This window comes from Exiguobacterium sp. SH0S1, assembly GCF_004337165.1.
GTDB lineage: Bacteria > Bacillota > Bacilli > Exiguobacteriales > Exiguobacteriaceae > Exiguobacterium > Exiguobacterium aurantiacum_A.
This window is the reverse complement of the sequence record NZ_SJVC01000007.1, coordinates 1-26,691: the sequence shown is the minus strand read 5'-3', so window position 1 is coordinate 26,691 and position 26,691 is coordinate 1. Positions and strand designations below refer to the sequence as shown.

The 26,691-nt window shown below is 49.4% G+C and carries 30 protein-coding genes; 19 read left to right on the top strand and 11 right to left on the bottom strand.

Translation table 11 applies throughout. The features are described from left to right. Window positions 1–4 precede the first annotated feature (4 nt). From EVJ20_RS13455 to EVJ20_RS13385, 15 genes are all read left to right on the top strand, one after another. On the top strand, window positions 5–2,368 hold the full coding sequence (locus EVJ20_RS13455; RefSeq protein ID WP_131508562.1) for a VirD4-like conjugal transfer protein, CD1115 family: 2,364 nt from the start codon (window positions 5–7) through the stop codon (window positions 2,366–2,368). Window positions 2,369–2,384: 16 nt separating this feature from the next. Further along, a complete protein-coding gene (locus EVJ20_RS13450; RefSeq protein WP_012390470.1) occupies window positions 2,385–2,627 on the top strand; it encodes a hypothetical protein in 243 nt (80 codons plus the stop codon). 16 nt (window positions 2,628–2,643) lie between these two features. Then, window positions 2,644–3,060 (top strand): hypothetical protein, encoded by a 417-nt coding sequence (locus EVJ20_RS13445; protein WP_131508560.1) that lies wholly within the window; start codon window positions 2,644–2,646, stop codon window positions 3,058–3,060. A gap of 15 nt (window positions 3,061–3,075) precedes the next feature. Next, window positions 3,076–5,037 carry a pLS20_p028 family conjugation system transmembrane protein gene (locus EVJ20_RS13440; protein WP_442899278.1) on the top strand — a complete coding sequence of 654 codons (1,962 nt, stop codon included), beginning with the start codon at window positions 3,076–3,078 and terminating at the stop codon, window positions 5,035–5,037. A gap of 6 nt (window positions 5,038–5,043) precedes the next feature. Then, entirely contained in the window at window positions 5,044–5,343 is a 300-nt protein-coding gene (locus tag EVJ20_RS13435; RefSeq protein ID WP_131444081.1) for a DUF5592 family protein, read from the top strand. Window position 5,344: 1 nt separating this feature from the next. Then, the gene (locus EVJ20_RS13430; RefSeq protein WP_131508556.1) at window positions 5,345–5,965 is read left to right on the top strand and encodes a hypothetical protein; all 621 of its coding nucleotides are present in this window, start codon (window positions 5,345–5,347) and stop codon (window positions 5,963–5,965) included. 17 nt (window positions 5,966–5,982) lie between these two features. Next, window positions 5,983–7,935, top strand: coding sequence for a VirB4 family type IV secretion system protein (locus tag EVJ20_RS13425; RefSeq protein ID WP_201740027.1), 1,953 nt, complete (start codon window positions 5,983–5,985; stop codon window positions 7,933–7,935). Next, window positions 7,935–9,041 carry a lysozyme family protein gene (locus tag EVJ20_RS13420; protein WP_131508554.1) on the top strand — a complete coding sequence of 369 codons (1,107 nt, stop codon included), beginning with the start codon at window positions 7,935–7,937 and terminating at the stop codon, window positions 9,039–9,041. The genes EVJ20_RS13425 and EVJ20_RS13420 overlap by 1 nt, the downstream gene beginning before the upstream one ends. 30 nt (window positions 9,042–9,071) lie before the next feature. Next, window positions 9,072–9,650 (top strand): hypothetical protein, encoded by a 579-nt coding sequence (locus EVJ20_RS13415; RefSeq protein WP_131508552.1) that lies wholly within the window; start codon window positions 9,072–9,074, stop codon window positions 9,648–9,650. Next, complete coding sequence (locus EVJ20_RS13410) at window positions 9,651–10,490, top strand: hypothetical protein (protein ID WP_131508550.1); 840 nt, start codon at window positions 9,651–9,653, stop codon at window positions 10,488–10,490. A gap of 192 nt (window positions 10,491–10,682) precedes the next feature. Then, window positions 10,683–10,934, top strand: coding sequence for a hypothetical protein (locus tag EVJ20_RS13405; protein ID WP_131508548.1), 252 nt, complete (start codon window positions 10,683–10,685; stop codon window positions 10,932–10,934). Beyond that, entirely contained in the window at window positions 10,927–12,081 is a 1,155-nt protein-coding gene (gene mobP2, locus EVJ20_RS13400; RefSeq protein WP_131508546.1) for a MobP2 family relaxase, read from the top strand. Before EVJ20_RS13405 ends, mobP2 begins: the two co-directional genes overlap by 8 nt. A gap of 9 nt (window positions 12,082–12,090) precedes the next feature. Continuing rightward, on the top strand, window positions 12,091–12,540 hold the full coding sequence (locus tag EVJ20_RS13395) for a hypothetical protein (protein ID WP_131508544.1): 450 nt from the start codon (window positions 12,091–12,093) through the stop codon (window positions 12,538–12,540). Window positions 12,541–12,545: 5 nt separating this feature from the next. Then, entirely contained in the window at window positions 12,546–12,815 is a 270-nt protein-coding gene (locus EVJ20_RS13390; RefSeq protein WP_131508541.1) for a hypothetical protein, read from the top strand. A gap of 3 nt (window positions 12,816–12,818) precedes the next feature. Next, window positions 12,819–14,261, top strand: a complete 1,443-nt coding sequence (locus tag EVJ20_RS13385; RefSeq protein WP_131508539.1) for an ImmA/IrrE family metallo-endopeptidase — start codon at window positions 12,819–12,821, stop codon at window positions 14,259–14,261. A gap of 31 nt (window positions 14,262–14,292) precedes the next feature. Here EVJ20_RS13385 and EVJ20_RS13380 read toward each other — a convergent pair whose 3' ends face one another. The 5 genes from EVJ20_RS13380 to EVJ20_RS13360 form a co-directional block, all read right to left on the bottom strand. Next, a complete protein-coding gene (locus tag EVJ20_RS13380) occupies window positions 14,293–14,751 on the bottom strand; it encodes a GNAT family N-acetyltransferase (RefSeq protein WP_131508537.1) in 459 nt (152 codons plus the stop codon). Between the two features lie 33 nt (window positions 14,752–14,784). Continuing rightward, window positions 14,785–15,063, bottom strand: a complete 279-nt coding sequence (locus EVJ20_RS15405) for an ASCH domain-containing protein (protein WP_442899279.1) — start codon at window positions 15,061–15,063, stop codon at window positions 14,785–14,787. Window positions 15,064–15,345: 282 nt separating this feature from the next. Continuing rightward, window positions 15,346–15,855 (bottom strand): GNAT family N-acetyltransferase, encoded by a 510-nt coding sequence (locus EVJ20_RS13370; RefSeq protein WP_131508535.1) that lies wholly within the window; start codon window positions 15,853–15,855, stop codon window positions 15,346–15,348. Between the two features lie 65 nt (window positions 15,856–15,920). After that, on the bottom strand, window positions 15,921–16,145 hold the full coding sequence (locus tag EVJ20_RS13365; RefSeq protein WP_131508533.1) for a DUF3006 domain-containing protein: 225 nt from the start codon (window positions 16,143–16,145) through the stop codon (window positions 15,921–15,923). Continuing rightward, a complete protein-coding gene (locus EVJ20_RS13360) occupies window positions 16,142–16,987 on the bottom strand; it encodes a ComEC/Rec2 family competence protein (RefSeq protein WP_236636445.1) in 846 nt (281 codons plus the stop codon). The genes EVJ20_RS13365 and EVJ20_RS13360 overlap by 4 nt, the downstream gene beginning before the upstream one ends. A gap of 149 nt (window positions 16,988–17,136) precedes the next feature. On the opposite strand from EVJ20_RS13360, the gene EVJ20_RS13355 reads away from it, so the two are divergent. Further along, window positions 17,137–18,273: an HNH endonuclease gene (locus EVJ20_RS13355; protein WP_131508529.1), complete on the top strand. Its 1,137-nt coding sequence runs from the start codon at window positions 17,137–17,139 to the stop codon at window positions 18,271–18,273. Between the two features lie 149 nt (window positions 18,274–18,422). Here EVJ20_RS13355 and EVJ20_RS13350 read toward each other — a convergent pair whose 3' ends face one another. Beyond that, entirely contained in the window at window positions 18,423–19,055 is a 633-nt protein-coding gene (locus EVJ20_RS13350; RefSeq protein ID WP_161568117.1) for a DUF1643 domain-containing protein, read from the bottom strand. A 205-nt stretch (window positions 19,056–19,260) separates the two neighbouring features. Between EVJ20_RS13350 and EVJ20_RS13345 the strand changes: the two genes are divergently transcribed. Both EVJ20_RS13345 and EVJ20_RS13340 read left to right on the top strand, forming a co-directional pair. Next, on the top strand, window positions 19,261–19,641 hold the full coding sequence (locus tag EVJ20_RS13345) for a hypothetical protein (RefSeq protein ID WP_131508525.1): 381 nt from the start codon (window positions 19,261–19,263) through the stop codon (window positions 19,639–19,641). A 69-nt stretch (window positions 19,642–19,710) separates the two neighbouring features. Continuing rightward, on the top strand, window positions 19,711–20,646 hold the full coding sequence (locus EVJ20_RS13340) for a DNA/RNA non-specific endonuclease (RefSeq protein WP_131508523.1): 936 nt from the start codon (window positions 19,711–19,713) through the stop codon (window positions 20,644–20,646). A 210-nt stretch (window positions 20,647–20,856) separates the two neighbouring features. Here the strand turns inward: EVJ20_RS13340 and EVJ20_RS13335 are convergent, their stop codons facing one another. Beyond that, a complete protein-coding gene (locus tag EVJ20_RS13335) occupies window positions 20,857–22,164 on the bottom strand; it encodes a M20/M25/M40 family metallo-hydrolase (RefSeq protein WP_236636441.1) in 1,308 nt (435 codons plus the stop codon). Window positions 22,165–22,277: 113 nt separating this feature from the next. On the opposite strand from EVJ20_RS13335, the gene EVJ20_RS13330 reads away from it, so the two are divergent. Then, window positions 22,278–23,213, top strand: a complete 936-nt coding sequence (locus EVJ20_RS13330; protein WP_131508521.1) for a tetratricopeptide repeat protein — start codon at window positions 22,278–22,280, stop codon at window positions 23,211–23,213. 112 nt (window positions 23,214–23,325) lie between these two features. On the opposite strand, the gene EVJ20_RS13325 is transcribed toward EVJ20_RS13330, so the two are convergent. From EVJ20_RS13325 to EVJ20_RS13310, 4 genes are all read right to left on the bottom strand, one after another. Next, complete coding sequence (locus EVJ20_RS13325; RefSeq protein ID WP_131508519.1) at window positions 23,326–23,955, bottom strand: helix-turn-helix domain-containing protein; 630 nt, start codon at window positions 23,953–23,955, stop codon at window positions 23,326–23,328. Between the two features lie 99 nt (window positions 23,956–24,054). Further along, window positions 24,055–24,489, bottom strand: coding sequence for a hypothetical protein (locus EVJ20_RS13320; protein ID WP_131508517.1), 435 nt, complete (start codon window positions 24,487–24,489; stop codon window positions 24,055–24,057). A 12-nt stretch (window positions 24,490–24,501) separates the two neighbouring features. Beyond that, on the bottom strand, window positions 24,502–24,885 hold the full coding sequence (locus EVJ20_RS13315; protein WP_131508515.1) for a hypothetical protein: 384 nt from the start codon (window positions 24,883–24,885) through the stop codon (window positions 24,502–24,504). A 26-nt stretch (window positions 24,886–24,911) separates the two neighbouring features. Then, window positions 24,912–25,994: a hypothetical protein gene (locus EVJ20_RS13310; protein ID WP_131508513.1), complete on the bottom strand. Its 1,083-nt coding sequence runs from the start codon at window positions 25,992–25,994 to the stop codon at window positions 24,912–24,914. Window positions 25,995–26,691: the final 697 nt, after the last annotated feature.

The window sequence follows — 26,691 nt, the reverse complement described above, 5'->3', positions numbered from 1 at the left end:
ATAATTGAGAACTCGATCTCTGTCACCACGATACCCGATACGTCTGCTCCTTCCTGCCCTGTTCTGCCTGTTGGCATTGCCGGTCGGGATTTTTTATCTACTGAACGGGACCTACAACATCATTCGACAAATCTTGACCCCGATATTACAAGACGGGCTGTTAGCCGGGGCGACAATCCCAACGCTCACGTCTTCCTTATTTGTAGAGGTGAACCTTCCCTCTTCGACCGTCTTGGTCGGGTTGATTGTGTCCAGCTTACTGATTGGGCTGGTCGCGTTCGGGAAGGTATGGCTGAACTTCCGGGATCTGCGAAAGAATCAGAAAGGGAGCGCCCGCTTTACCTCGTTCGACGAGTTGAAACAACAGTACCGTCGCGTCCCGGACCGGAAGAAACAGTATGAAGGATTAGGTGGTGTCCCCGTCGGGCGGGTCAAGAACAAGCTGTTCATCGATGACTCGCCCGTCAATAACCTCGTCATCGGGACGACCCGATCCGGGAAGGGAGAGACGTTCGTCTTCTCAACGATCGACCTATACAGCCGGGCGCGTGACCAGGCAAGTCTGATCATCAACGACCCAAAGGGCGAGCTCTTTGCCGCCTCGAAGGGGACGCTCGAGCAACGCGGCTATCAGGTCGAGGTATTGAACCTGATGAACCCACTCCAATCGATGTCGTACAACCTGTTGCAACTGACGATCGACGCATTTTTGGAGGAAAACTACTCGCTCGCCCAACAGTATGCGCGTTCGGTTGCCTTCATGTTGTACCATGACCCGAAGGCACGGGACCCGTTCTGGGCCAACTCGTCGATCGACCTGTGTACGGCGCTCATCCTCGGGCTCTGTGAGGAGGCGAAGGATACGCCGGAGAAGATCAACATGTACAACGTCGCCCTCATGCTCTCGGACCTCGGCTCCCGGACGGTGGTGACGCGACACGGTCAGGAAATCTCCGCGCTCGACGAGTTCTTTCAGCGGTTCCCGGAGAACCACCCGGCCCGGCTCCAGTTCGCGACGCTCCACTTCTCCGGTGGTCAGACGCGGGCGAGCATCCTGGCCAACACGAATGCGAAGCTAGGAATCTTCACGTTGAACGGGACTGGGAAGCTGACATCGATGAACTCGCTCGACATGCGACGCATCGGATTCAACCGTTGGATTAGCGGACGGGCAGAGCTACTGATCCGGCTCACGGTCAGATTCCCCGACGGGACGACCCATGCGCTCACGACGGACGACGACGGCAGCTTCATCGTGTACCATACGTCGCCACTCAGAATTGGAGACACCGTTCAAATCTCGACCGATTCTAGCAATTCGACGATTAAGTTGGAAGCGCATGACGAGTTAAGTGGACGCTTCCACTACTTTATTGATGGTACGATCCAAATCCGGGAAGTGATGCATCAGCTACGTCCCGTGGCGGTCTTCCTGATCGTCCCGGACTATGACCCGACGTTCAATGTCATCGCGTCGCTCTATATCAAACAGGTGTACACTGCGCTCGCCCGGGTCGCTTCGCAGACGAAACAAGGAAAATGTGAACGCCAGGTCGTCTTCCTACTCGATGAGTTTGGCAACATGCCGCCGATCGAAGGCATGGCCAACATCATCACGGTCTGTCTTGGCCGGAACATGCGCTTCAACCTCGTGATACAGGCCTATTCTCAGCTCGAGAACCTGTACGGCGAGGACTGGAAGACGATCGATGGCAACTGTGGGAACACACATTATCTGTTGACCGCAGACGAGTCGACCGCCGAACTGATCTCGAAGAAGCTCGGTGAGGCGACCATCGTCACGAAATCACGGTCCGGGCAGACGTTCTCGCTCAAGAAATCGAAGACGGAGAACGTGGACGGTCGCCGGCTCATGACGGCGACCGAGGTCATGGGGCTAAAGGAAGGCGAGATGCTCATCATCCGTGTCATCAAGCGTCAGGACACGAAGAAGCGGCGCATTCAGTCGTATCCGATCTTCCTGAGCGGCAAAACAGCGATGAAGTACCGCTATGAATACCTGGCGGACGATTTCGACACGGACCGCTCCCTGCATGACATCGACATCCCCTGTCGTCACGCCGGTCTCGACTTCGAGCAAATTCGTGTCCGTTTCGCCAGGGCAGAAGACGAGACGGATACGAGTGAGCAATCGAATCAGGAAGAAAAACCGTTGACGGTACGGGACGTGTTGCAGGACAGCATCCTCCGCTCGATGTTCGAGGGCCATGACATCGGTGGGATGTCCCTCCCTGAGTTCGAGACGAACCTTAATTTAGGGATGTACGACGTCACCGACAGCCAGAAGAGCTTTCTGAGCACGATGATCGCGAAACGACTCGAGAAACTGAAGCAAGGCACACCTTAGAGAGGAGACCAAACCTATGGCCGAGAGTGCGAGAGAGAAGCGAATCCAGAACGAATTGCGTGTCGTCGCGAGGATCATCGAGACGCAGCGCGTCCGCCTCGAACGGGGCGATGTTCTTAACATTCAAACGACCGATGGCTTTCTGACCGTCTATCAGGACGACACCTCAGACACCCCGAAAACTGTTACACTAATAGATAAGTTCGACTTCCGCGTCAATTTAAAAGTCGCGGATCTATTGAAGGGGAAAATCGTCTGACGGAGGGGTAAACGTTATGAGGAAACTACTTGCGGGTACTTTAGGAATCAGCTTGTTTTTACTTGGAGCTTGCTCAAATTCCAATGAGGCTTTGGTTCAACGTGATATTGAACACGTTGAGAAGGTCATGACAGCCGAAGAGGATGATTATTTGCTGATTGTAAAAGAAGAAGATGGTGAATTCGAAGAGTTCGTTGAATTCGTAAAAGAGGTAGCGAACGAAGAGAGACAACAAGTCACGCTCTATAATACGTTTCAGCCAGATGGCGAGACACTTGTCGATCGTGGTAACTTTGAATACACTGACGAACTAAAAGGTGCCGTTCTATACTCGATTCAAGATGGAAACGTCACAGATGAAATCAATGTTGGAATGTTAATGGCGGACAATTACGAACAACAGTTAGCGGACTTCTTTACTAGGACTCAGTAGATTGGGGGTCTTTCAATGGCTGATTCCGATTTAATCACCAAATTACAGGAATACGAAGACGTACTCCAAATAAGTAGTATGGTCAATGACGCACTGCGCTCAATGGGATGGATTCTTGTCAGAGGACTATCAGTCTTGATTGACGGCCTTGAATCAATCACGAATCAAATCCTATTAACCAATACATTCTTCAATAATGAACAAGTGGTTGAATTCGTTCTTACGATTCAACCTTTTTTATATGTTCTTTTAGCAGGAAGCTTTTTGTTCACTGGGTACTTGTTGATTTTCCAAAAGAAATTTGAACGTGAGAGTTTTTTGATTAACCTGTTCATCACACTATTGATCTTAGGTTTACTTTCACCAACTATGAGTCGAATTCAGGAGTTCTCTGATGAAGCAATCGCAGAAATCGGAACAGATTCGCTTTATGACGGAGAAGCTTCATTATCTGAGAGTATCTTAAAACGGAATGTACATGATTTGATTGAGCACGATTCAAAGGATTTCAATGCTACTACAGGCGAAGCATTAAATGCCATTCCAACTGAGCTGATTGATAATATCCGGATTAATGAGATTTTCGACAAGAACAACTACGACTTATCGGCAACCGGAAACAAATTGGCCGAGTCTTATATTCTATGGAACGGAAGAGAGACAAGTCTCGGTAAGCTAGACCAAGGTGGCGTCGAGTGGAACAACCAATACTACTATCGCTATCAGCCGAACTGGTTGACCATCTTCGTGACGCTCGGGATTATGGGTTTCACGCTGTTCTCGATTGCCTACAAACTGGCGCGCCTCTCATTCGAGCTCGCCTTCAACTATGTCTTGGCGATCCTCGTCGCACCGGCCGACCTGCATAGTGGCCAAAAGACGAAAAAGGTCATCCAGAGCATTCTGAACACGTTCCTCGTGATCATCTTGATCTTCGTCTCCATCAAGCTGTACACGATCGGGACTGCCTATCTCGCGGAGACGTTGAACGGGTTCGCCTACCTGATCGCCCTCATCGCCTTCTCGGTCGCATTGATTGATGGGCCGAACATGGTCGAGCGGCTGTTCGGGATCGATGCCGGACTCAAGCGGGGCTGGGGTGTCGCCCTCGGCTCCTATGCCGCCGGGAAAGGCGTGACCTCGGCCGGTGCCCATGCGGTCTCGAAGGTCGCGCGTGCCACACAAGGCGCACCGAAGATGCCATCGCTTCGTGAGGCCGCGACGGCTCGGATGGACCCAAATGCCATGACGCATAACGGTTCACCGCTTAATGCAGCGGGCCAAGCTTCACAGAGCGCGGATGCCGAGAGCCAAACCGATCTAGATGGTGTTGCTCAGACGAATCAAACCGCCAGACGCACGCAGACCGACAAAGAGAAACCGACAAGTCCGAAGAAGGATGCGCAACCAAACAACGGTCAAGAATCTGAGCTTGAAGTGCACGGTTCTCCACACGTGAACGAAGCGTCGGGCCGCACGTCTCCCGAATCAATCCATGCGACGAACCCTGAATCAAATACCGAACGTGGACACGACCATCAAACAATGTCATCGGAGACGCAAAGACCGGAGTCGATTCACGACCATTCAAGTTCTGGTCATTCTCCAATCCCTACTTCGTCGACTATCGAACCAGTCACCGGGTCTACCGATACCACATCCGGACTAGGCCATCGTCACAATGAATCAGTAGACAGAAATGACGTGACGACACCGACACCTCATGAGGTACCACATTCAAGCGACTCATCCCCGTCTTCGTCATCTACGACGGGTTCGAATGATTCGGCAACAGAGAAACGCCAAGGACGCGCCCGCCGCACCATACATCAAGACACCGTGCTCGACGTCGAGACCGAGGTCATCGAACAGGTACGCGAGACTCAGACGCACCGCCATACTCAGCACCATGAGGAGTCGCGACGGATCTATCCGACCTCGCCACCGAAACCTGACAACATGAAGAAAAAGGAGTGATGACCCATGCGCAAATACCGGATCCCGAACGAGGTCACGACCGAACTGAAGATCAATAAGATGCTCTATCTGCATGACTTCCTGTTCCTCGTCGGGCTCATCGTGCTCCGGCTCGTGACGCTCCCGTTCATCCCGTCGGTGCTGCACATCCCGTTCACGGTCTTCCTCGCCGTCTTCGGGCTGTTCCTGGTGCTACGGCCGGCGACCAATCCGCAAAAACGGATGGTCCACGCCCTCTACTACGCGCTCATCAAACGGAAAGACACCTATCTCGCACTCGACGCGCACACGAAAGGACGTGATTGAGATGGCGTTCATCGAGGAGTCGCTACAAGAACCGAGACGCACAGGCACTTGGCTCGACGAACAGGACGTGGTCGAGAAACGGAAGGTCAAAGACAAGGTCGTCGTCAAACCGACGGTCGCCGAACTGATGCCGGTCGTCGACATCACCGGTACGGAGGCGTTCGAGATGCGCGACGGGACCTATCTCGACATGGTCCAACTCACTTCAAAGGACATCTACTCCTTGAACGAGGCGGAAAAAGACCATGACGTGTTCTCGCTCGCCTATCTCCTACAGGCGTACACGCACCCACTCAAGGTCGTGCCGCTGAACACGCCGCTCAATCTCGAACGGCAGAAGATCAGCATCGAGCGACAGATTCGACAAAATCAGACACCGGCCTACCTGCCCTTCTTATTGAAGAAGAAGCAGGAGCTCGAATACCTCGAGGAGCATCGCACCAATCGCGATTATCTCCTCTTTTTTTATGCCGACGACGAGCGGACGCTACGCGAGCGGAAGACACACCTCTATAAACTGCTCCGCCGCTCGAACCCGATGCGCGAGCTGACGCTCGACCAGAAAATTCATGTGCTCTATCAACTGAACAACCCGAACACGAAACCGCAACTCGACGCCTGAAGAAAGGAGTGACGCGCATGTGGCAGCGCCTGCGTGACAAAATATCCAGACAACAGGATCCGGAGACCGTCAAGATCGAGAAAGGCTATAACCCCGACGTCATCGCCAAGATCCAGCCGCAGGGCGGTATTAAGTTCGACGCCAATTTCGTCCGGCTCGGGGACGGCTATCTGTCGTGCCTCCACGTCTATAAATATCAGTCGCTCGTCTATGACTACTGGCTCGAACCGATCCTGAACATGCCGGGCGTTTTGACGACGCTCGACATCGGGACGGCCGACAAGCGTGAGATCATCCAGACCATCAACAAGTCGATGGCCGAACAGAACACACGCTTCGAGAACGCGAAGGACAACATCGACCGTATCGACGCCCGGGAGACGTATAAGGAACTGAACGAACTCTACGAACAGATCACTCAGGGCGAGACGATGAAATATCTGCATCTGCGCCTCTATGTGAAGGCGAAGACGCTTGACGCGCTCGAAGTGAAAGTGCAGGAAGTGATGGAAGAGCTCGAGGCCCGGAACTTCCGCTCGACGATCTTCTTGAACGAACAGGAATGGGAGTGGCAGAGCCTGTTCACGAGCTATGACCAGCAACAGAGACTCCCGAACCGGCGCCGTGGGAAAGAGATCCCGTCCCTCTCCATCGCCGGCGGCTATCCGTTCCACTTCACGTCGCTCCAGGACGCGACCGGCACGTATTACGGGACGACCGACACGAACGGCAGCGTCATCTTCGACCTGTTCCACAAGGACAAACAGCGCAAGTTCTACAACGCGCTCATGATCGGCAAGATGGGATCCGGCAAGTCGACACTATTGAAGAAGACCGTGCTCGACCAGGCGATCAAGGGCAACAAGATCCGCATCCTCGACGTGACGGGCGAGTTCTCCGACCTCGTGCGTCAGCTCGGTGGGAAAGAGATCGCGCTCGACGGGTCGGCCGGGCTCATCAACCCGCTCCATGTCTATAAGACGGTGACGAACAACGACGGCAGCGCCAACGAGGCACTCTCGTTCATGCAGCATTTGTCGAAAATGGCCGTGTTCTATCACTACATCAATCCGGCGGCGACACAAGAAGAGACGAACGAGTTCGAGATCCTGCTCCGTGACCTGTACGTCCGGCACGGACTCTGGGACGAACAGGGTGAGCTACCGATCACGACGCACCCGGCGAACCGGTACCCGACGTTCTCCGACTTTTTGACGCTCGTGCGGCGTGAGCTCTACACAGACGACACACGCACCTCGATCAAGGACGCGATCAGTCCGAACCGGGTCCGGCGCCTCGAGAACATCGAACTCGCCGTCACGAACCTCGTCCATAACTACGGCAGCATCTTCGACGGGCACTCCTCGATTGACCGGTTCGACGAAGAGCTCATCGTCTCGTTCCCGCTCCGGAACCTGACGAGCCTACGGGACGAGGTGTTCCAGGCGCAGGTGTTCTCCTTGATGAACATGCTGTGGGACGGGATGATCGCCAACGGCTCAAGCCAACTGAAGGCCTATAACCAGGGCGTGCTCCGGACCGAGGAGGCGTGCAAGTACCTCATCGTCATCGACGAGGCGCACCACTTGATCAACACGCGCGACATCGCCCAGCCGGCCATCCTGTATCTGCAGCGTTGCATGCGCGAGGCGCGCAAGTATTTCGGCGGCATCTTCTTCGTGTCGCATCTGATCACCGACTTCGTGCCGGCCGGCTCGAAGTCCGAGAACGCGGAGAACGTCAAGTCTCTCTTCCAGTTGACGCAATACAAGATCATCGGCGAACAAGATGCGGAGAGCATCCCGATCATCCAGACGGTGTTCGACGGCCAGCTCTCGAACTCCGAGATGCGGATCATCCCCTCGCTCGAGACGGGATGCGTCGTCCTCAGTATCTCGGGCGTGCAGAATCTCATATTTGACGTCGATGTCGCACCCGAAGAGCTCGCCCTGTTCGGTGGGGGTGCCTGATGTGGGCGGCCGCGAAACGGACGGCCCGCTTCGCCATCACGGCGAAGTGGCAGCTCGCGACGCTCAAGTGGCGGCTCATCCTGCTCGGCATCGCGGCACTCGTGTTGTTCCTGGTCATCCTCATCGTCGGGATCCTCGACACACTCACGGGTGTCCAGAACGAACAACCGACCGACGTCCCGTTCGATACGGCCGGTGGTCTCCAGGTAAGTGACCAAGTGCTCCAATATCGGGGTTTGGTCGAATCGGAACTGACGAAGCACGGGCTGGCCGAACAGACGAACCTTGTGCTCGCACTCATGATGCAAGAGAGCGGCGGACGCGGGAACGACCCGATGCAGGCGAGCGAATCAAAGTGCGGACGGATCGGTTGCATCACCTCCCCCGAGGAAAGCATCGTCTACGGCGTCGAGCATTTCGCGTCCGTCTTCGAACGGGCGAACCGGGACTTGCAGCTCACATTACAGAGTTACAACTTCGGGGGCGGTTTCATCGAGTATGTGCAACAGAACGGAGGACGGTACTCGAAAGAGCTCGCCATCTCGTTCTCCCAGATGATGTACCAACGCGTGAAACACACCGGTATCTATCGCTGTCATCGACCGAGCGCAGTCCAGCACGAAGCCTGTTATGGGGACATCGAGTATGTCGACGCGGTGTTGAAATACCTTGCGCCGGTCGCCGTCGCCGATGGGGTCATCACGAAAGAACTGTTGTCGGGACTACGTTCCCCGCTCGCCATCCCGCTCAACGTGACATCGCGTTTCGGATGGCGCGTCGTCTTCGGACAACGGGACAACCACACCGGCATCGACTTCAGTTGCACACCGTCCGACACGATCCACGCGGTCAAAAGTGGCACCGTCATCTATAGCGGGAACCGCGGACCGTACGGAAATCTCGTCCAGGTTCGACACGACAACTACATCACGGCGTACGCGCACCTGAGTCGTCTCGGCGTCCAGACCGGGCAACAGATCGAGACCGGACAGGCGCTCGGATACTGCGGCACGACCGGCCGATCGAGCGGGAACCATCTGCATTTTGAGATCAAAACGAGTGAATGGTCAGGCCATATCGACCCCGCCCCGGTCTTCGGATTTTGAGTCATGGATGTATGGAAAGGAGGAGGGAAAATGAACTTCACCGGACGTCACCTCGCGTATCTGTTTGGGGTACTGCTTCTCATTTCACTCGCGGCGAACATCTTTTTTTATCAACGCGCGGCACCAGCGGCAAATACCTCGAACACGAGGGAGACACAAAACGAGAGCATCACTCCCTCTAAGTCAGTAACTTCTGAAGATGCGCCGTCGGACACTGAACCAGTCGTCGCATCGACGGAGAAGGAAAGAATGGAAGAGCTGACGACACGCGCGACGCGTTTCGTCGAGTACGCCTTCACCATCACGAGGGAGAGTTACACGACCCAGAAGCGACAGGCGAAAGACGTCATGTCTGAAGATATCGAGGCCATACTCTTCGCCGCTGACGGCAGTGACGTCGGCACGTTCGAGACGACCGTCCGCAACATCGAGGTGTTCCCTTCCGCTTCCGAAGAACATTGTCTCGTGCGGTTCGAACAAGACCTGGTGATCACCGAGACGGGTTATGAAGAGACGACGCAAGAACTGTTGGCTTTGACGTTCGAGTCCATCGACGGGCGTTTGGTCGTCACAGAGATGGAAGATCTGACACCGGAAGGAGGGATTTAAATGCGACCGAAAACGCGACGACGCCTCACCCAGAACGTCTCCCGATTCTACCTCGGACTCGGCGTATTCTTTGTCATCGGGTTCCTCTTCTTTGGCACCTCGTCGATCTTCTTCGCCGACGAGGCACCGGTCAATGAGACGCCAATCAACGAGGCGATCCGGCTCTCAAACGGGGAAATCGTGACGCTCCATGCCTGGAATTATGACATGGATAAACGGACGATGCGTATCCGCCTCTCACTCGATGAGACACCAGGTAACACGAACAATCATCTCTATCACTATGTCTATAAGGCGCGTCCGGATTCTGAGAAGGAAGTCACGTTGCTCTACAAACGGAACGATCAATACGTGCTCGAATTAGAGAACGTGCCGAACGATTTCGACCAAATCGCCGTCCGAATCTATGGGGTCGACGACTCACAATCAATCGATAAACTCACACCCGAGGAATGGGAGAACGGTCTATTGACGTCACTCTATGCCGACCGTCGGACCATCGAACAGGCGAGTCACAATTCATCTGACGAGACAACTTTCACAAGATTGTTCGTCGAGGATGAGCTTATGGAGACAGAGCAACAATTAGAAAAAGCGCAACAATCTGTTGAGGCGCAGCGGCAACAGATCAAGCGACTCGACCGTTACAAAGAGGAACTTGAAAGCGAACTCCCCTACCTCTCGCTCGACGAACAGGTCGAACAGGAGAACGAAATCTTCGACCTCGGCCGGAAGCGTGACGAGCTCACACTCGAACTCGAGAAGCTCGAACAGTCGATCACAGCGCTCGAAGAAAAGCACGACAAGTTGCGCGTCCGGCTCCGGGAACTGTCGATTTAAGTGGCACATTTCGTGCCAAATCGCTGGTTTTACTGGCACATTTCGTGCCGTTTTCGGACTTTTGGTGATATCACGGAAACCCCAGGCTCTGCCTGGGCTATCACGACAAGTGATAGCAGTTTCCCCTTATGCTCTTTGAACGGGTTTTTCGGACGTTGGCAATATGCAGCCTCTAGAAAGGTGGTCAGGCAGATGAATCTATTACTCCGCGACATCGACCCCGTCATCGTGAAGCAGATCGATGAATGGGCGAAGCTTAACAATCGCTCCCGGCAACAATATTTGAAAGAATTGCTCGCCTCCTGGTGTGCGAACGGCATCCAGTCGACGCAGATCGAGCGGCTCGAACGGCAACTCGAAGCGAACACACTCCACCTGAAACGGAGCGCGGACGAGCTCGCCGAAGTGACCCGATTGTTGAACGATGTGATGCAAGATGCATGAGACCCCGGGTGTCATCATCAAGTCGAAGTTCAAGGTGCCGGGTTTGATAAAGAAGTCACGTCGCTACACGACGTATCTCGACTACATCAATCGTCCGGACGCGAAAGACAGCCGGGAACAGTTCGAGACGTACCATGATTACATGGAAGACGAGACGAAATCGAGCGGTCTGTTCACACGCGAGGACGATCGGTTGGACGACGAAAAGCGCCGTGTTGTCCGCGATATCTTCAAGCACGCGCAAGAGAACGGAAGCATTCTCTGGCAGGACGTCATCTCGTTCGACAACGCCTGGCTGCGAGAGACCGGTGTCCTTCATGACGACCTCGTCGACGAGCAGCGATTGATCCAGGCGACACGAAACGCGGTCGAGGCGATGCTTCAAAAAGAAAAGATGGTCCACGCCTACTGGACCGGTGCCGTGCATTACAACACCGACAATATCCACATCCATGTCGCCATCGTCGAGACGAGCCACATGCGCGAGCGCGGCAAACGCAAACCGAAATCGATCGAGCTGATGAAGTCGAGGGTCATCCACTCTCTCGCCGACCGGACGAAAGAACAGGAAAAACTGAACACCTTCATCCGCGACGAGTTGGTCGTCCATAAACGGAACCGGAAGATTCCAACACTCCCGAACCGTGTCCTGCATCCCGAGCTCGTCCGCCAGTTCAAGGACATCTATGAACGGTTGCCGGAAGACAAACGTCAATGGCGCTACAACATGAACGGGATGCAGCCGCTCCGGGAACCGCTCGACCGTTTGACCGACCTCTATATCGACATCTACTTCAAACAGGAATTCCAAGCCTTCAACGAGCGTCTCGAACAGGAGGTCTCGTTCCACCGTCGCAGCTATGGCGACAAGGAGAAGGCCGAACGTTACCGGACGACAAAGCGACAGGACCTCTACACCCGGATGGGGAATGCCATCCTCTCCGAGATGCGAGACTTGTCAAAAGAACAGGTGACATTTGAGAAAAATGAAGCCTCCAATCATCCGGTCCGACGCGTATTCAAACAACAAAAGATATTCAACGAATCACTCTACCGGATCGAGCGGCATATGACCGACGAATTCGAACACTTGAAGAATCAACGTGCTTTTGAACAACTGGAGCGGGACATCGAATATGGAAAGTGAGGGAGGACGATGGAAGAGTTGAGACAGATCCGTCTTCGATTAAAGCCGGAGACGGTCGCGTATTTAGAAGAGTTCGCCGACGACAAACGCTTCGGCCACCTCGGTCAAGTCATCGACCATATCGTAGCCGAACATAAACAACTGGCCGACGAGAAGTGGGACATGCAGTTCCTCACCCGCTCGATCAGCACACAGGTCTCACATCATATCGAGAAGTTGATGAACGAGCAGGTGTCGACAGAACTCGAGCGCATCCGGCTCGCCGCGAACCGCTCCGACCGTCACGGACAGATCCTGACAGAGCTCCTGCAGGCGCTGATGCAGACCGAGGGCATCGAAGACATCATGACGACGGACCAGTTCAAGCCGACGTTCCTCGCGACGGCGGAACGCATCGTCCAGGAACGAATCGAGCATCAACAACAGAGACGCGATAGTAAGAGACTTGAGAGGAAGTGACGGAGATGGAAGGTTATTCATTGGGCACCATGATTGCCTTGAGTGATGAGACGGTCACGCTCGCAGTCGATTTAGAAGAATGTGTGATTCCCATTGAGACGAAGGAGTTTCAATTGCTTCAGATTCTATTGGAGCATCCATTGCTTTTAATTCCGATAAAGAAGGACAAGTCAGGTCTTCTCCTTGGTTTGATGTTTCAGGATGTCAGTGGTCGTGATGAGGAAGAGACATTTGAGGGAGCGACCGAGGAACCTGTTTTAAAGGAAGAGGTGTAACCGATGGCAAACTTTAATCGAAAGACTGAACAAGAGCGGAAAGAAGAGTTAGAGATGTTGACGACACGGATGAACCATCAAATCGAATCCTACTTCCAAAGTGTAGAGAGTATACGGGAACACCTTCAGTTCTTGGGTAAATTCCATAACTATTCGATGCGAAACGCAGTGTTGATCGAGTCGCAGTTCCCCGGGGCCATCGCCGTCGGATCTTATCGATTTTGGGAGAAGCAAGGTGCCAATGTCCGACGAGGTGAGAAAGGCATTCAGGTGTTCGTTCCCTCCCCAATCGAATATGCACACCACAACGACAAATGGATCCCGTTGAACCAAGCACCACAGTCCGTGAAAGATGGGGTGAGAACAGGACATATCGCCAGCCATAAAGTGATGTACTTTAAAATCGGTCATGTGTTCGAATATACGCAGACCGATGCCCGTGAAAAAGGAATTGACGTCTCAGATATCTTTAAGCGTTATCACCGGGACGGTAAGCTAGAGAACGAAAAAGATATCATGAAAGTTTTATATGACATCGCAGACGAGCGAAATATCACCATTCTCGACGAACCCTTTGAGGAGATTGGGACAGCAAAGGGATGCTATTACCCCGAGCTCCATACGATCGCATTGAATCCGCGAAATACACCGTTCGAAAACGTTTCTGTCTTGGTCCATGAACTCGCTCACGCGGAACTGCATAATCAAGAACGAAACACGGAACGAGAAAAACCGCTCACGACGTCAGAAAAGGAATTTCAGGCCGAGATGGTCGCCTACGTCGTCTCGCATCAACTCGGGTTCCCGACGGACGAGTTTTCCTTGTCTTACTTGGCTAGCTGGACGAAAGACAAAGAACTCCCCGACAAGGAGCAACTGCTTCAGGAAGTCCATCAGACGTCTGCGACTTTTCTTGAACGTATTGAGTCACACATTGAGAAGGTCCGCGCGTTGGAGCAGGAGAAAGAACGGAGTCCCCTCGAGTATATCGAACAGATGGACCACCGCATGGGCTGGAAAGAAGTTGACCTCACACTCTATGAGAGGGTGCATGCCATTCAAAATGTGTTCCCGGAGGAGTTAGAATCGTACCTGAACGCAAAGGCGGCCCTCGAGACTAACCTGAAGGTGGAACGTGTCGATGAGCCGCTCATGTATATTCATGGTAAAGGCTTTGGATTTCAATCATTCGGCGTCGCCAACAATCACGACTTCGGTGAAGACACCATTGTCGCCTATACGGTGGCCTTACCGAATCAGCCGTTAATCAGTGGACACTTCGACCCCGATAGAACCGTGCATCCATTACACGACCTTGAAAAAAACAAACGGTTAGAAAAACCGATTCTAAAGTCTCTTGAAGACCGTTGGCATGACATACTACTTGAGAAAGAGAAGAAGTCCTTCTCTAGAACAGCGATGCTTAACATCGAAAGACTAATATAAGTATTAAGAGATATGGGCTTTTAAATAGAGCTCATATCTTTTTTACATAATCAATCAATATCAGTTTACTGTTTATTTGATGTTGGGCCTCTCGTTTGTATCCAAGCTTTTCATAGAAATGATGATTTCTAGTATTCAAATGAGGTGTATCTAATGTCCATTCCTTAGCGAGTGGGAATTCTGCTTCAATTAAATTTATTATCTCAGTCCCAAAGCCTTTGTTTTGATACCGTTCAGATAAAAAGATTCGATTTAAACGATATTTCCCTTCACTCATGTCACGTATATCAGCTCCGCCAGCAATTTGTTCATCAATCCAAATGGTGTAATGAATAAACAGTTCAATCTTCTTGATTAGTCGTTCTATCGGCTCGTTGACAGGATTGGTATCATAATCCTCATACTTAATTAGATCCTCTTGAAAGGCTTCCTTTTGTATATCCAATAATACAGACGCTTCATTTTTATTTGACCTTTTAATGAACAGCATAAACAGTCTCCAATCGGATGAATTGTATACCACTTAATTTTTTTCGACTTCAATTGCTAGAGCCCCAAAGTTCCTCTCTTGCTCTGTTGAGTAGATGTCATATGTTTCTTCTACCATACGCTCCATCGACCAATTAAAGCACCCCATCTTCTCAAAAGATTCATTCGAATATAGTTCATGGAATGAATCATACGATGATAAGCGTAAAACTTTGACTCTCAGTTTGTTACTCGCGTTTGAAGTATCAATGAATTCGATGAAATGACCTACTTTAACTAATTGCCTTTTAGAATCATTCAGTCTGACTTCGATCGATTTAATTCTATTTTAAATCTGGATAAAATACTCGGGATGGAGTCCCATCTGATAAATCATGTCGTGCTCCTTTCAAAATGAACTCATCTAATAACAATATTCAGTCTTCCCAAAGTTCATCCATCAATTCATCGATTTCTTTTGATAACTCTTGCTTTTCCTCTATATCTACTTCTATTCGTTTATCTTTGTAGAACCAAAGTACATCACTTGGTCGAACCGCGTCAGTGAGTCATGCTCACCGTTTCATTTCATCGTATAACTATATAATCTTTTAGGTTATAATTTTGTCCCTATGTTTTCCCATCCATAGACAATCTCTCGATAATCAATTCCGTGAATTTCAACTGAAGTAACTTCTATTTCCTTACCTCCCAATGCTTCATAAAAAAGTCTGCTGGGGTTCTGATCTAAAACAAAAACCTTCAGAGAGGAACATCCTTCATTCACCAATTCTGATGCAACTGCATCAAATAACAACTTACCTAGTCCTTGATATTGATAGTGTTGAAGTAGATAAATAGAATACAACTCTCCTGTAAATGTCGGACAAACTGCTTTTTCGGACGGCCCTCCATGTGCAAACCCAACAATCTCTTCATCTAAATTCTCGACCACATAGACCGTTTGATTTTGGAGAATGTTGTACCATTTCAATTCTTTGGTTTTATAGTTCAAGTCCTTCAAGTAATCTTCTGATAAAATGCCTTTATATGTCGATTGCCAACTATCTATTTGTACTTTTGCAATATGATAGGCGTCAGATGGTTTTGCGATTCTGATTTTCATAAGACTTCTCCCTCGTCATATTTTTCGTACTTTGCCTAACAAATTTGCGCTGATTTTTAAGAAGGTTAATCCTCCCAAAGCTCATCCATCAACTCATCGATTTCTTTTGATAACCGTTCTTTTTCCCCTGTATCCATCTCAACTCGTCCATCTTTGTAAAACCAAAGCACATCGCCCGACTGCGTCGATTCAGGGAGCCGTGACTTTGGAATATCCTCCATCACTTCTCCGAATTCGACGACAGCCAAGTCCCCTTCGAATCGATCGATGATTCCTCTCCGTCGCTTCATTTAGATTTTTTCACAGCGTAGCTCGAGCCGTTCCCCGTGATGATGATCGTGCCGTTCTTGTCTGTGCGAAGCGTTTTCACGTTTTGACGCTTCAAGTTCGTTACCACTTCGGATGTCGGGTGTCCGTAGCTGTTCTTCCCGACGCTGATGATGGCATGCTTCGGTTTGACCGTGTTCAAGAAGGTCGTGCTAGTAGAGGTCTTGGCACCGTGATGGCCCACCTTTAAGACATCCGCGCGGAGTGTCTGTTTCTTCGCTATCATGTCCTTCTCGGACACGTGTTCCGCGTCCCCCGTGAACAAGAACGTGTTCTTCTTATACGTGACGTGAAGGACCGCACTCCAGTTGTTCAAGTCGCTGTTCGAGTAGGCTTTGACCGGTCCGACAAACTTCGCATTCACACCTTTAAGAGGGAGTGAGACACCCATCTGGGCGGTTTTGATGGTCTTCCCTTCTCGTTTGACGGCTTGAAGGAAGTCTTTATAGGCCTGCGTCGTGTGCTTCACTTTCGGCGCGTAGATGCTCTCGACACGATAGGCGTCCAGAATCTCGTCCAATCCGCCGATATGGTCGGCGTCCGGATGCGTCGAGATCAACACCTCGATGTCGTCCACTTTTTGTTTCTTGAGATAGGCGACGAGGGCGTGACCCTTCCCTTTGTTCCCGCCGTCGATGATGACATCCTCGCCGCTCGGCATCTTGATGTAGATGGCATCTCCCTGACCGACGTCGATGTAATGAACCTTGATACTCGCTGCGGCCGATGCTTCCCCGTAAGGTGACAACAACAATGCTCCACTGAATACGAATGCAGTTCCCAATTTCAAAATGTGTTTCATCATCTATCTCTCCGTTCAATATTTTGTTGTAAAATTATCCAATACACCCTTATTATAATCCTATATATGTAATATTTGTTTTTTATTTTCACTCCCGATATTTTTTTTATGTGGGTTACAGATATCGGGTAAACGAAAGGATGAAAATTATAATGTTACGGCAACCGCTCGCCATTAATAAACGAGACAAACCAATCATCATTTACAGGGACGGGCAAGAACTTGCCGAGTTACCGACCATTCAGCGCGCCGCTGAATGGTTGAAAAATTATTTGAATCTTGATCATCTAAAATTTACGACCATCGAATATGGGGCTTACCTTGGCGAGACCTGGCTCCACGAGGGGCATGAGTATCGTTTCACGACCGATGAGGCATTCAGACGTGAGAAGGTGAAGACATGGAAAGAGAAGGGGATCATCCCGTCAGAGAAAGTGTTACCGACCGGATACTGGACGTTTTTTTGTAATCCGAGCAAATGGGCGATTGACGAATTCTTGCTTTCAGGTCAAACGATTGATAGCTTTTCCATTACGAGCTGGCAGAAGGACTGGTTCGAGGAGGGGCATATCGGCGTGATTCGTGTCGGACACGACCAACGGACGAAGTCACAACTACAAGGCCGCCCTAGAATGGAGCGCGGCATATATGCCATCGTCCAAATCACAGGTTCACCTTTCAAAGATACACTTCACGACGAGTTCTATTATACGGATGACCAGACAGAGCGATACCATGTGCCGATTCGATACGTCCATTCCCTCTATGCTGATCCCATTCTTTTAGAGGAGTGGGACGTCGAGGAAAACGAATATGATGCGTATCTGTTTGAAGGGTTCCAGGCATCGTCCATGCCATTGAATCCCGCTACCTTTGACGCGGTCAAACAGATGATCCACCAATCACCGATCGAACAAATTCCGAGCCAACTAGAAGTTTTTAATAACGCTGAGGAACTGGAGTTCTTTTCCTACCGAGAAGGGGCTGTGAAACAGGTCACGGTGAACGCCTATGAACGAAATATTGAGGCACGCCAAGAATGTCTGAACGAAAAGGGTTATCGATGCGTCGTATGTGAGTTCAGTTTTGTCGACGCCTATGGATCAATCGGGAAAGAGTATATCCATGTCCACCATTTGAAAGAGCTACATACGATCAAAGAAGAATACGAGGTCCACCCAATCGACGACCTGGTGCCCGTCTGTCCGAACTGTCACGCCATGCTCCATCGTCGGAGACCGGCCTATTCGGTTCAAGAGTTGAAAGAAATGATCGCGAAACAGGCATAGAAGGCTCTCCACTCATAAACCTACACCTGAAGGATATATCAATGGAAAGTATAAGACGTAGGTCCAAACAGGGCTACCCCCACCATCATTCACAGCGGGGACAGCCCTGTTTCGCGTATTCTCACTTTACGCCAGATGATTCGACACGCTCAAACTTCCCAATCCGGATCGTCAAAAAAGCCGATATCCGATCCGTTCGAAAACATCGCTTCCCTTGAGCCCGTCGCCTGGGGCACGGTCCGTTGGGGCACTTTGATGACGTTCCGATGGTTCGGTGGGACAAACGGGATCGGTGTGAGCTTGCTCGAGAGATAGAGCGGATGCATCGGATAGCGACCGCATTTCGTCACTTTCAAGCAATGCATCTCTATGTCTTTCAAGAGCTCGAGCGTCGCTTGGATGCGTCGTTTCGCAGACGGGGTTCGAAGCGTCTGGCCCCAGGCCGCAACCACCAGGGCTGATCCTTGAATCGCATCACGGATGTGGCGGTCGTTCTCCGGACCGATTGGGTCTTCCTGATGTTTGAGGTTATCCGGGTCCGTCGAAATAAAAGCGAACAGATTGACGACCTTGATGCCGTCATAGCCCCAACTTTTCGCGAAAGAAATGCAACGCTGCAACGTCCGGTCGTCCTGTCCCTGGTTCCCTTGACTCGGATTCAACATGACGAACGTGACGAAACGGCCACCCTCCCCCCACTCGCATGTAAACTGGTAGCGGTATTTCCCGGTCTCGTCCAACACGGCCTTCACACGGTACTGGCTGTCCCACGGTTTAAACATATGCTTCGCCTCCATCGTTTGATACGTTGATTATACAATGTCTAAGGAGAAGAGCCTGTCCAATAAATGACATGGGTGGTATTTGATTTTTCAAGAACGGGGTCGCATGTAAACCCTACAAAGAGGGACTTCCATTTGTCCATAAACTCGTCACTATCCGCCACACATGACACGAGATACACTTAAATCAAAAAGGAGTTATCTCATGAGACTTCAAGAGTGGACTAGACTGTTTCACAAGACGGACATACTACGATTTGATCACCTTTGGACATACTTCAACACGACGCCCCAAGAACTCGAAGAATACATCGATCGACTCAATCCTTGGTTGAATATCGCTTTGAAATCCTCTGATGGTATCGATGACGCGGAAATTATAGACGAACTTGAGCATTACCTGCTTCAGCGATTCGACAAACGAAAAAAGAAGGTCAAGGTCACGCTCGAGGTCGAGTTGGAACTATCGGAAGATGCCTTCAATTTTTCTCAGACCGAAAAAATGAGAATGATTGAACGGGTCACAAACCATATGGAAGCCCAAAACTTGAAGGATTGGCGCATTGTGAGGATGCAGAGGATATAATCGTTTTATATAGGTGTAGATCCGTCTACATATATACGTGTATACATATCATGTACGAAGGAGCAAAAAATGAAATTCACTTATTTAGCTCTACCTTTGGCCGTACTACTGATGGCCGGTTGTACCAATGAAGAAACGTCTTCCACAGAGAACATGGAAGAGCCCGCTCCACAAGAGGAAACGGTCACCGAGACGGCTGAAACGAACAAAGAAGAGGCGACTGCAGAACCTGTTTCCGAAAAAACCGTCGAGACAGAAGAGACGACCACGGATTCGAACAGCGATCTGTTCTCAGGCTACAAGCTGATCGAGGTCGATGGTGAGGACTTATCCGGATATCGTGAGGCGAACGTCGTCGATATCGGTTATGGGAAACGCGAGTATTGGGCGTTCACGAACGAGTATGGGCAGCTTGTGAGAGTGGTGGCTGAGAAAATCCTCTTACAAAACGACGACACGGAAGACGTGACGTCGAATGGTCGCTATTACCATGACGAGGCGAAGGTCCCGGGCGTCGAACACAGCGAGCTCGATGAGGGTCACGTCATCGCCGACTCACTAGGTGGCGTCTCGAACGCCTACAACATCACACCGCAGGACAGCACGCTCAACCGATACGGGGATCAGGCCTATATGGAAGACGTCATCCGAAAGGCCGGGGGTGCGACTGACTTCGAGGCAATCATCACGTATCCAGACACGAGCACGCAAATCCCGTCCCATTATCAATACACGTATACGATAAAAGGGAATGTTGTCGTCGATTCGTTCGATAACGTCAACCCGGACGAGGTGAACGAGGCACTCGGTCTGACAGAAAGCGAACCGGAAGCCCAAACTACAACCGAATCCGAAGGTGATGTCTCGAGCGTGGACACGAACGGCAACGGTCAAGTGACAATCCAAGAGGCGAAAGACGCCGGCTTCAGCATGCCAATCATGAGCGACCATTGGCTCTATCCCTATATGCGCGACAACGACAACGACGGGATGGTCGGGGAATGATTCCCACCTCGATTTAATACAAGGACAATTGTAAATAAACACTTTCAGGACATGCATTCTAATATTCCTTGCGGTCAAATATTGTGGTGCCTCAAATTCGATCTTACCAATACCTTGAATCGATACGGTATCCACCTGATCCAAATATGATGAGAGGTCATCATAAATAGGAGGGCAGCACTTTGCATAAAGCGCTGCCCTCCTATTTTTTCACATGCTTTGTTGAATCAGTTGTCGACCAAGGAATGTCTCGACGAGTAGGACCGTCTCGAATGTCGCACGATAGTCAACTTGCTCGAGGTCGGTATGCTCGTCAAGATAACCGATAGACAAATTCACAGACGGGACACCGAATTCGGCGAAAACTTTCGCGTCACTCGATCCACCGTTTCGCGTCGCCTTCCAATCCTGCATCCCGGCCACTCGCCCCGCTCTTTCAAACAGTTCTCCATAAGACGCTTCACAAAAATCGAACGTACCTCGGCATCCGGTGACAATGTCGCGCGTGCCCCGGCGGTCCAACACGATGGCTGCATCCACGTCACGGATAAATTGTTGGTCGATACCACGCGCACCACATAACCCTGTCTCTTCTTCGACCGTGAACGCCACCTTGATGGTACCGCTGAAACGCGTCATTGGAAGACGTTCGAGGAGTTCAAAGACAGCAGCGATACCGGCCCGGTCATCTGCCCCAAGAATCCCCTCCGAACTCGTGAGGATGGTCCCTTCCTGCTGGATGACGCGTCCTCTCGTGATGCGCTCGACCGTGTCCATATGCGCCGACAGAAGGATTGTCGGCCCTTCTCCGTAACGAACACTCGCTAGTAAGTTTCCTGTCTCATCGATTTGTTGTTCGTCCGTGAATTTTCTCAAACTCGATGCGAGTCGTCGACGAACTTTCTGTTCCCGTCCACTCTCACCAGGCACCTCGAGCCAGTCGAGAAGGCGATGTTTGAACCGTTCTGTCTCAAGCATTTGGATATACCGTTCGTCGCTCGACATCTTGAATAGCATTTCCGCGATATCGAGCAACGCTTTCCGCTCCGTCTGACTGTAGTCAAAGAGGACGGTATGTCTACGTGAACTTTTACGGAAACGGACACGAACCGCTGAATCTGAAGGGACGGAAAGATTCAATACATGCATTTGTCTGTCAGTCAAAAATCCGTCCATCTCAACGTACGCATGACGTTCTCCGTGTCCGTCGCAACACATGCTCGTCATCATCCCTAATTCGTTCATCCAGCGGACGATGCCACGGATATAGGCGTCAAACGCATAGTAAGGGAGTTCTTCGGTCTTTGGGTTGAACAGCTGTTCCTGACCGACAGAATTCCAAGGTCCTTCCTCATTCTGAAGACTCTCAATATACGCTACGATTTGCTCGTCCTCACCCTGTTCGTCCTCGATGAGTTTCTGAATAGAATAACTTAATTTATTCAATACGTGATTTGTTTCATTCATCCATTCCTTCAATCCGTGTCTTGCCATCATCTCTGCTTGGTTCATCATCATCCAGCTCCTTCTGTTTTGATGAGCCAAATATATCAATACCTGTGTGACAGCTTGTCACACAGGTAGAGGGAACACTATGATGAGAGAAACGGCTGACGAGGAGAGGGTTGTAGATGGAGACGAGCGGTTATATGGAAGAGTTGACGTTAAAACGACGCATGCGTGATGAAAAATCAAAAGAAGAGAGAATGAAGATTCGGAAAGAACTTGTCGCACTTTATGTACGTCAGGCCGAGCACTTCAAACTGTCCGACCGACCCGACTTCAAGGTGGCGCGACAGATCCTCGAGAAAGCGATCGGACTACAAGCCGATCATCCGCTCGCGAACTATCGCCTCGGCTATATCCACTACAGGGACGGCCGTTACGCGAGCGCGGTCTATCATTTCAATATCGCCTTAGACGGGACGACGACCGATTCGTTGAGTGAGGTCCAGATGACTCTGGCCCATATGTTCTCGGTGAATTGCGGCATCCATATCGCACGCGAGGCGCTCTTTGAGATCGAAGGCATGGAAGATATGTTCGAGCCGATTGACGACGAGGGCGCAGAAAAGATCAAGCGCTATCGGGCCGAGCTGCTCGTTCAAGAAGGCGAGATGTTTGACCGGTTATACTATCGAAGAATCCGGAACGGGGAGGAGACGATCATCAACGAGACCGAATTTCATGACTACTCACCTACTCCTCGTGAATTGGTGCTAAAAAGCTCAGAAGAAGGGAGATGTGCCCTGATTCATTTGGCGATGCCGGTTGAATTGAACATGACTTTTTTTAACTTGTTGTTCTTATTATCGACACACTCTCAGTCGACACATCATTCCCTACAAACTCAGCTCACGGAGCTTAACGGAGAAGGAATATCTAATGACAACTTACGCCAATCTATATCCCGTCTCAAAAAGAAAATGCCCTCCTTCGATACTCTTTTCAACACAATCTCTACGACCGACAAGGAGGGAATTCGCATCAACGCCTTCAAATTGAGCAAGGAATGGACGGTCACCATTCTGTGTCGTGCTGACGATTTTCTTAAGAGTGAAGTCTAATCTTTAGAAATACAGGTACAATCTTTCATTTAATACAATAATGGTTGCAAAAGGTGTATTCTCAATGCTACGCAGAGTACACCTTTTCGTTAGAAGCATCTAAATTTTAAATTCATTTATTTTCACCATATTCATTTTTGTACATTCCTGATCGCTTTTTCAACCTTACATGCTCAATCAACGCCTGCATGATTTGTTCTTCTTTAATTCCAAAATTCTGATCGAACGGCACTCGCTCTCCTTCGAATAGAAACGCATCAACCAAGTAAAGGACTCGTGGTTTTTTACGCGGGGCGCTTTCCTTGAGACATCGTTCCCAGACGAACTGCTCGAACTCTTTTGAATGACCCCTATGCTCGATCGTACGTCGTACCATCGCCCGTGTGATTTCAAGATGATCTTCCCATAGCCAACGTCCGGCCACTTGGTGCCACATCTCGATTCGCCCCTGCTCCTTGATTGCTTCTACATCAACTTCGACGCGGTACGGCGCCTCATCCTCATTTTTAACGACATCCCGTGAATCCCCTGTCACCGACTCCGGATACATCTCCCATCCTTCAGGCATCCGTTCTTTGATGAACTTCTCGAGCGACTCCTCACTGATCCGATAGCCTTTTTTACGCGACTCGAGTGGTTCCGCCTGTATCACGCCTTTTCGTACCCAGTTGCGGACCGTCTCTTTGTGACTTGTGAGCTTGTTCTTGGATAGAATCTCAAATGCCTCGTCAATCGTATACATGGTAAGCCTCCTTTTAACACAATGATGACTTTATTAAATAATACTATAAAGCTTGCATTAAAAAAAAGACACCTCCATGATGTCTTTTTATCTATCTCGTTATACTTGCTTCAATCGTCTCTCCAAAACATGCGCTTCTTTTAAGTTTTGATTTTCTTGATCAGTCAGCTCCGATTTATGTGTCAAATACTCGATATATGTTTCCATCCCCTCTAACAAAGACTCGAGTTCATTCACGTTGGTTAGAACGCTCTGTTCTCTCGATAAAAAATCAAGAGCCTGAGTTTTTAATTTTTGTTCAAAAATGGCAGAAGCGTCTATATAGCCTTGTTTCTGTCCCTCGTGTTGTCCTAAGTCATAAGCATGTTTGAAAAACACTGATTTCTTTAACATTTCATTTTGATCTCGTTCAATTTCTTTTTTGGCTTCACTTAAGCCATCTTTGAAACCATGTTTAGAAACATTTTTGACAACTGGTATAAGCACCGGTCCGCCAGGCACCACCAAATTCAGTAGTTTCTTTTTAAATCCCATGAAATTCAGCCCCTATTTATTTGATTTAAAGTCTAACTGAAGAGACTCTTCTAATTTCAATTGCTGAACTTTTGAAACTGCTGTTTGGCTCGTTAAATATTCAACATAATCTTCCATCTCTATCATCAGTCTTTCTAATTCAATCAAGTCTGATGTAAGATCTCTCTCTCTTTCTAAAAATGATTGAAATTGAGATTTTAGTTTTTTTTCAAAGACAACTGAAGCATCACAATATCCTTCTCGCATACCCTCAGCTTTTCCTAAACTATAAACATCTTTGAAAATAGGAGCGTTTTTCATCAAATCTCCAACATTTTTTGATGATTCCAGTGTGGTTGGAGAGACGTAAGGACCTGTAGTTGTAAGGGACATCAATTCTATAAGTTTTTTCGACATTCTATGAACCCCTTTCAATAGTTGATTTACCTATTTTGTTCTCCTAACACTTTATGCTTAAAACCATTCAAAACAAACTCTTCTTTGATTTGACGAATAAAAGTCTCGTCAGAGATGATTCTATGAATAGTCACAATTAGACCCCCGACATCCAGTTTTTTAAGTGAAGTCTTATCACCCAAGTATGTCTGCAATCCTACATAAATGAGGTTGCTTGAAGTCGCAATCACGTTTGAGTACATCAGAATCTTCCTCGTTTTCACTTCATAGAGCTTTAAATCCTGGTGTTTCACTTCATCATAAAATAGCGAGTGAATGACAGCTATCAATGCATTGATGAATGATGATACAGCCATGCTTCGTCCCACGCTGTAACTATCGATCGAATTTTTAAGTAACGTTGCTGATATATTCGGATTGATTGAGTTGAGGATTGGAATTGGCAGTCCCATTTTTGTAAATGCATCAGAACCAAGGTGGAGTGCATGCTTCAGTACAGCCGTCACAAGATTCATAACATCCGCTTGAACGCGCATGAATGAACGTTGAAATACACTACCGATGTGTGTCAGGCTGGAGATTTTATATTCATTTCCAATCAAATTCGTGTTATATGACTCGAGCATAATATTATTTTTTGTAATGGTATCGGACAAGATATTCGCCGTCCCAAAAATCCATCCAAGTAACGGATCGTGTCCTAATGTCGTATAACGATGATTCGCACCACTGATGCCAGTGTTATCAAAAAACATATCTTTTTTAAATGCGTCATATGAAACTGGTCCGGCCAAAGAGATTGGAGTAAACCGTTTCATTGTCTTGCTTGCCGCCTGGTCATTTTTAAAACGTAGTTTCTCGTTGCTTAACCAGTACTGTCGAACACATTGAAGGGCAGTCGCAAAGAATAAGAAAGTCATATCGACTTTATCCAAACCTGTCTGTTTTTCGAAGGCAACTTCTAAATCATCAAATACTTGTTGCGGATTAGCAGCAATGTCAGCTACGCGCTCCGTTTCTTGTCTGGTTGAAGCCATTTCCTGAAGATTTTTTTCAGCTGACTGCATGATCGTTAGTCTTCGTTGTCTCATTTCATCAATGTTCATCATTACACCACTCTTCCAAATTAAAGGCTTCCTGTTAATTTTAGTTGAAATATTTTACTTAATCTATCGCTTTTTACAACCCTGTTAAAATAATTGACCGGGATTTAAAAAACATCTTGATTAAAGGCTCACCATACCAAAAAACATCACTTCCGGAAGTGATGATACATTCGTGTATATCGACATGCAACGGGCTTGCTTTTGAAATTATATTTACGGACAGGAACATAGAGATACTGCAACTAGTCCTATATAGAGGACTCCAAAGGGAACGTCGTCACCGCTTCGTCCGATAACATCAACACCGATGAAGTGAACGAAGCGCTCGGCCTGACAGAAAGCGAACCGGAAGGCCCTGGTCGCAACGAAGCCTGCAGCGATGTATCAAGTGTAGACACGAACAGAAACGGTCAAGTGACAATCCAGCAGGCGAAATACGCTGGTTTCACGATGCCAATCATGAGTGACCATTGGCTTTACCCCTATGTGCGTGACAGTGATAATGATGGAATGGTCGAGGAATAAATGCTTACCATAATTTCTTACTTTCATAGATAAGAGTCCTATTCATCTTGATATGCTCCCCAATAGGTAGACAGATGAAATAACAAATCTGTTTATCTATTGGGGAGTGTTTTTTTATGGCGAGAAGTCGGCATTCGATTGAACAAAAACTGAGTGCACTACGTATGCTGGAAGA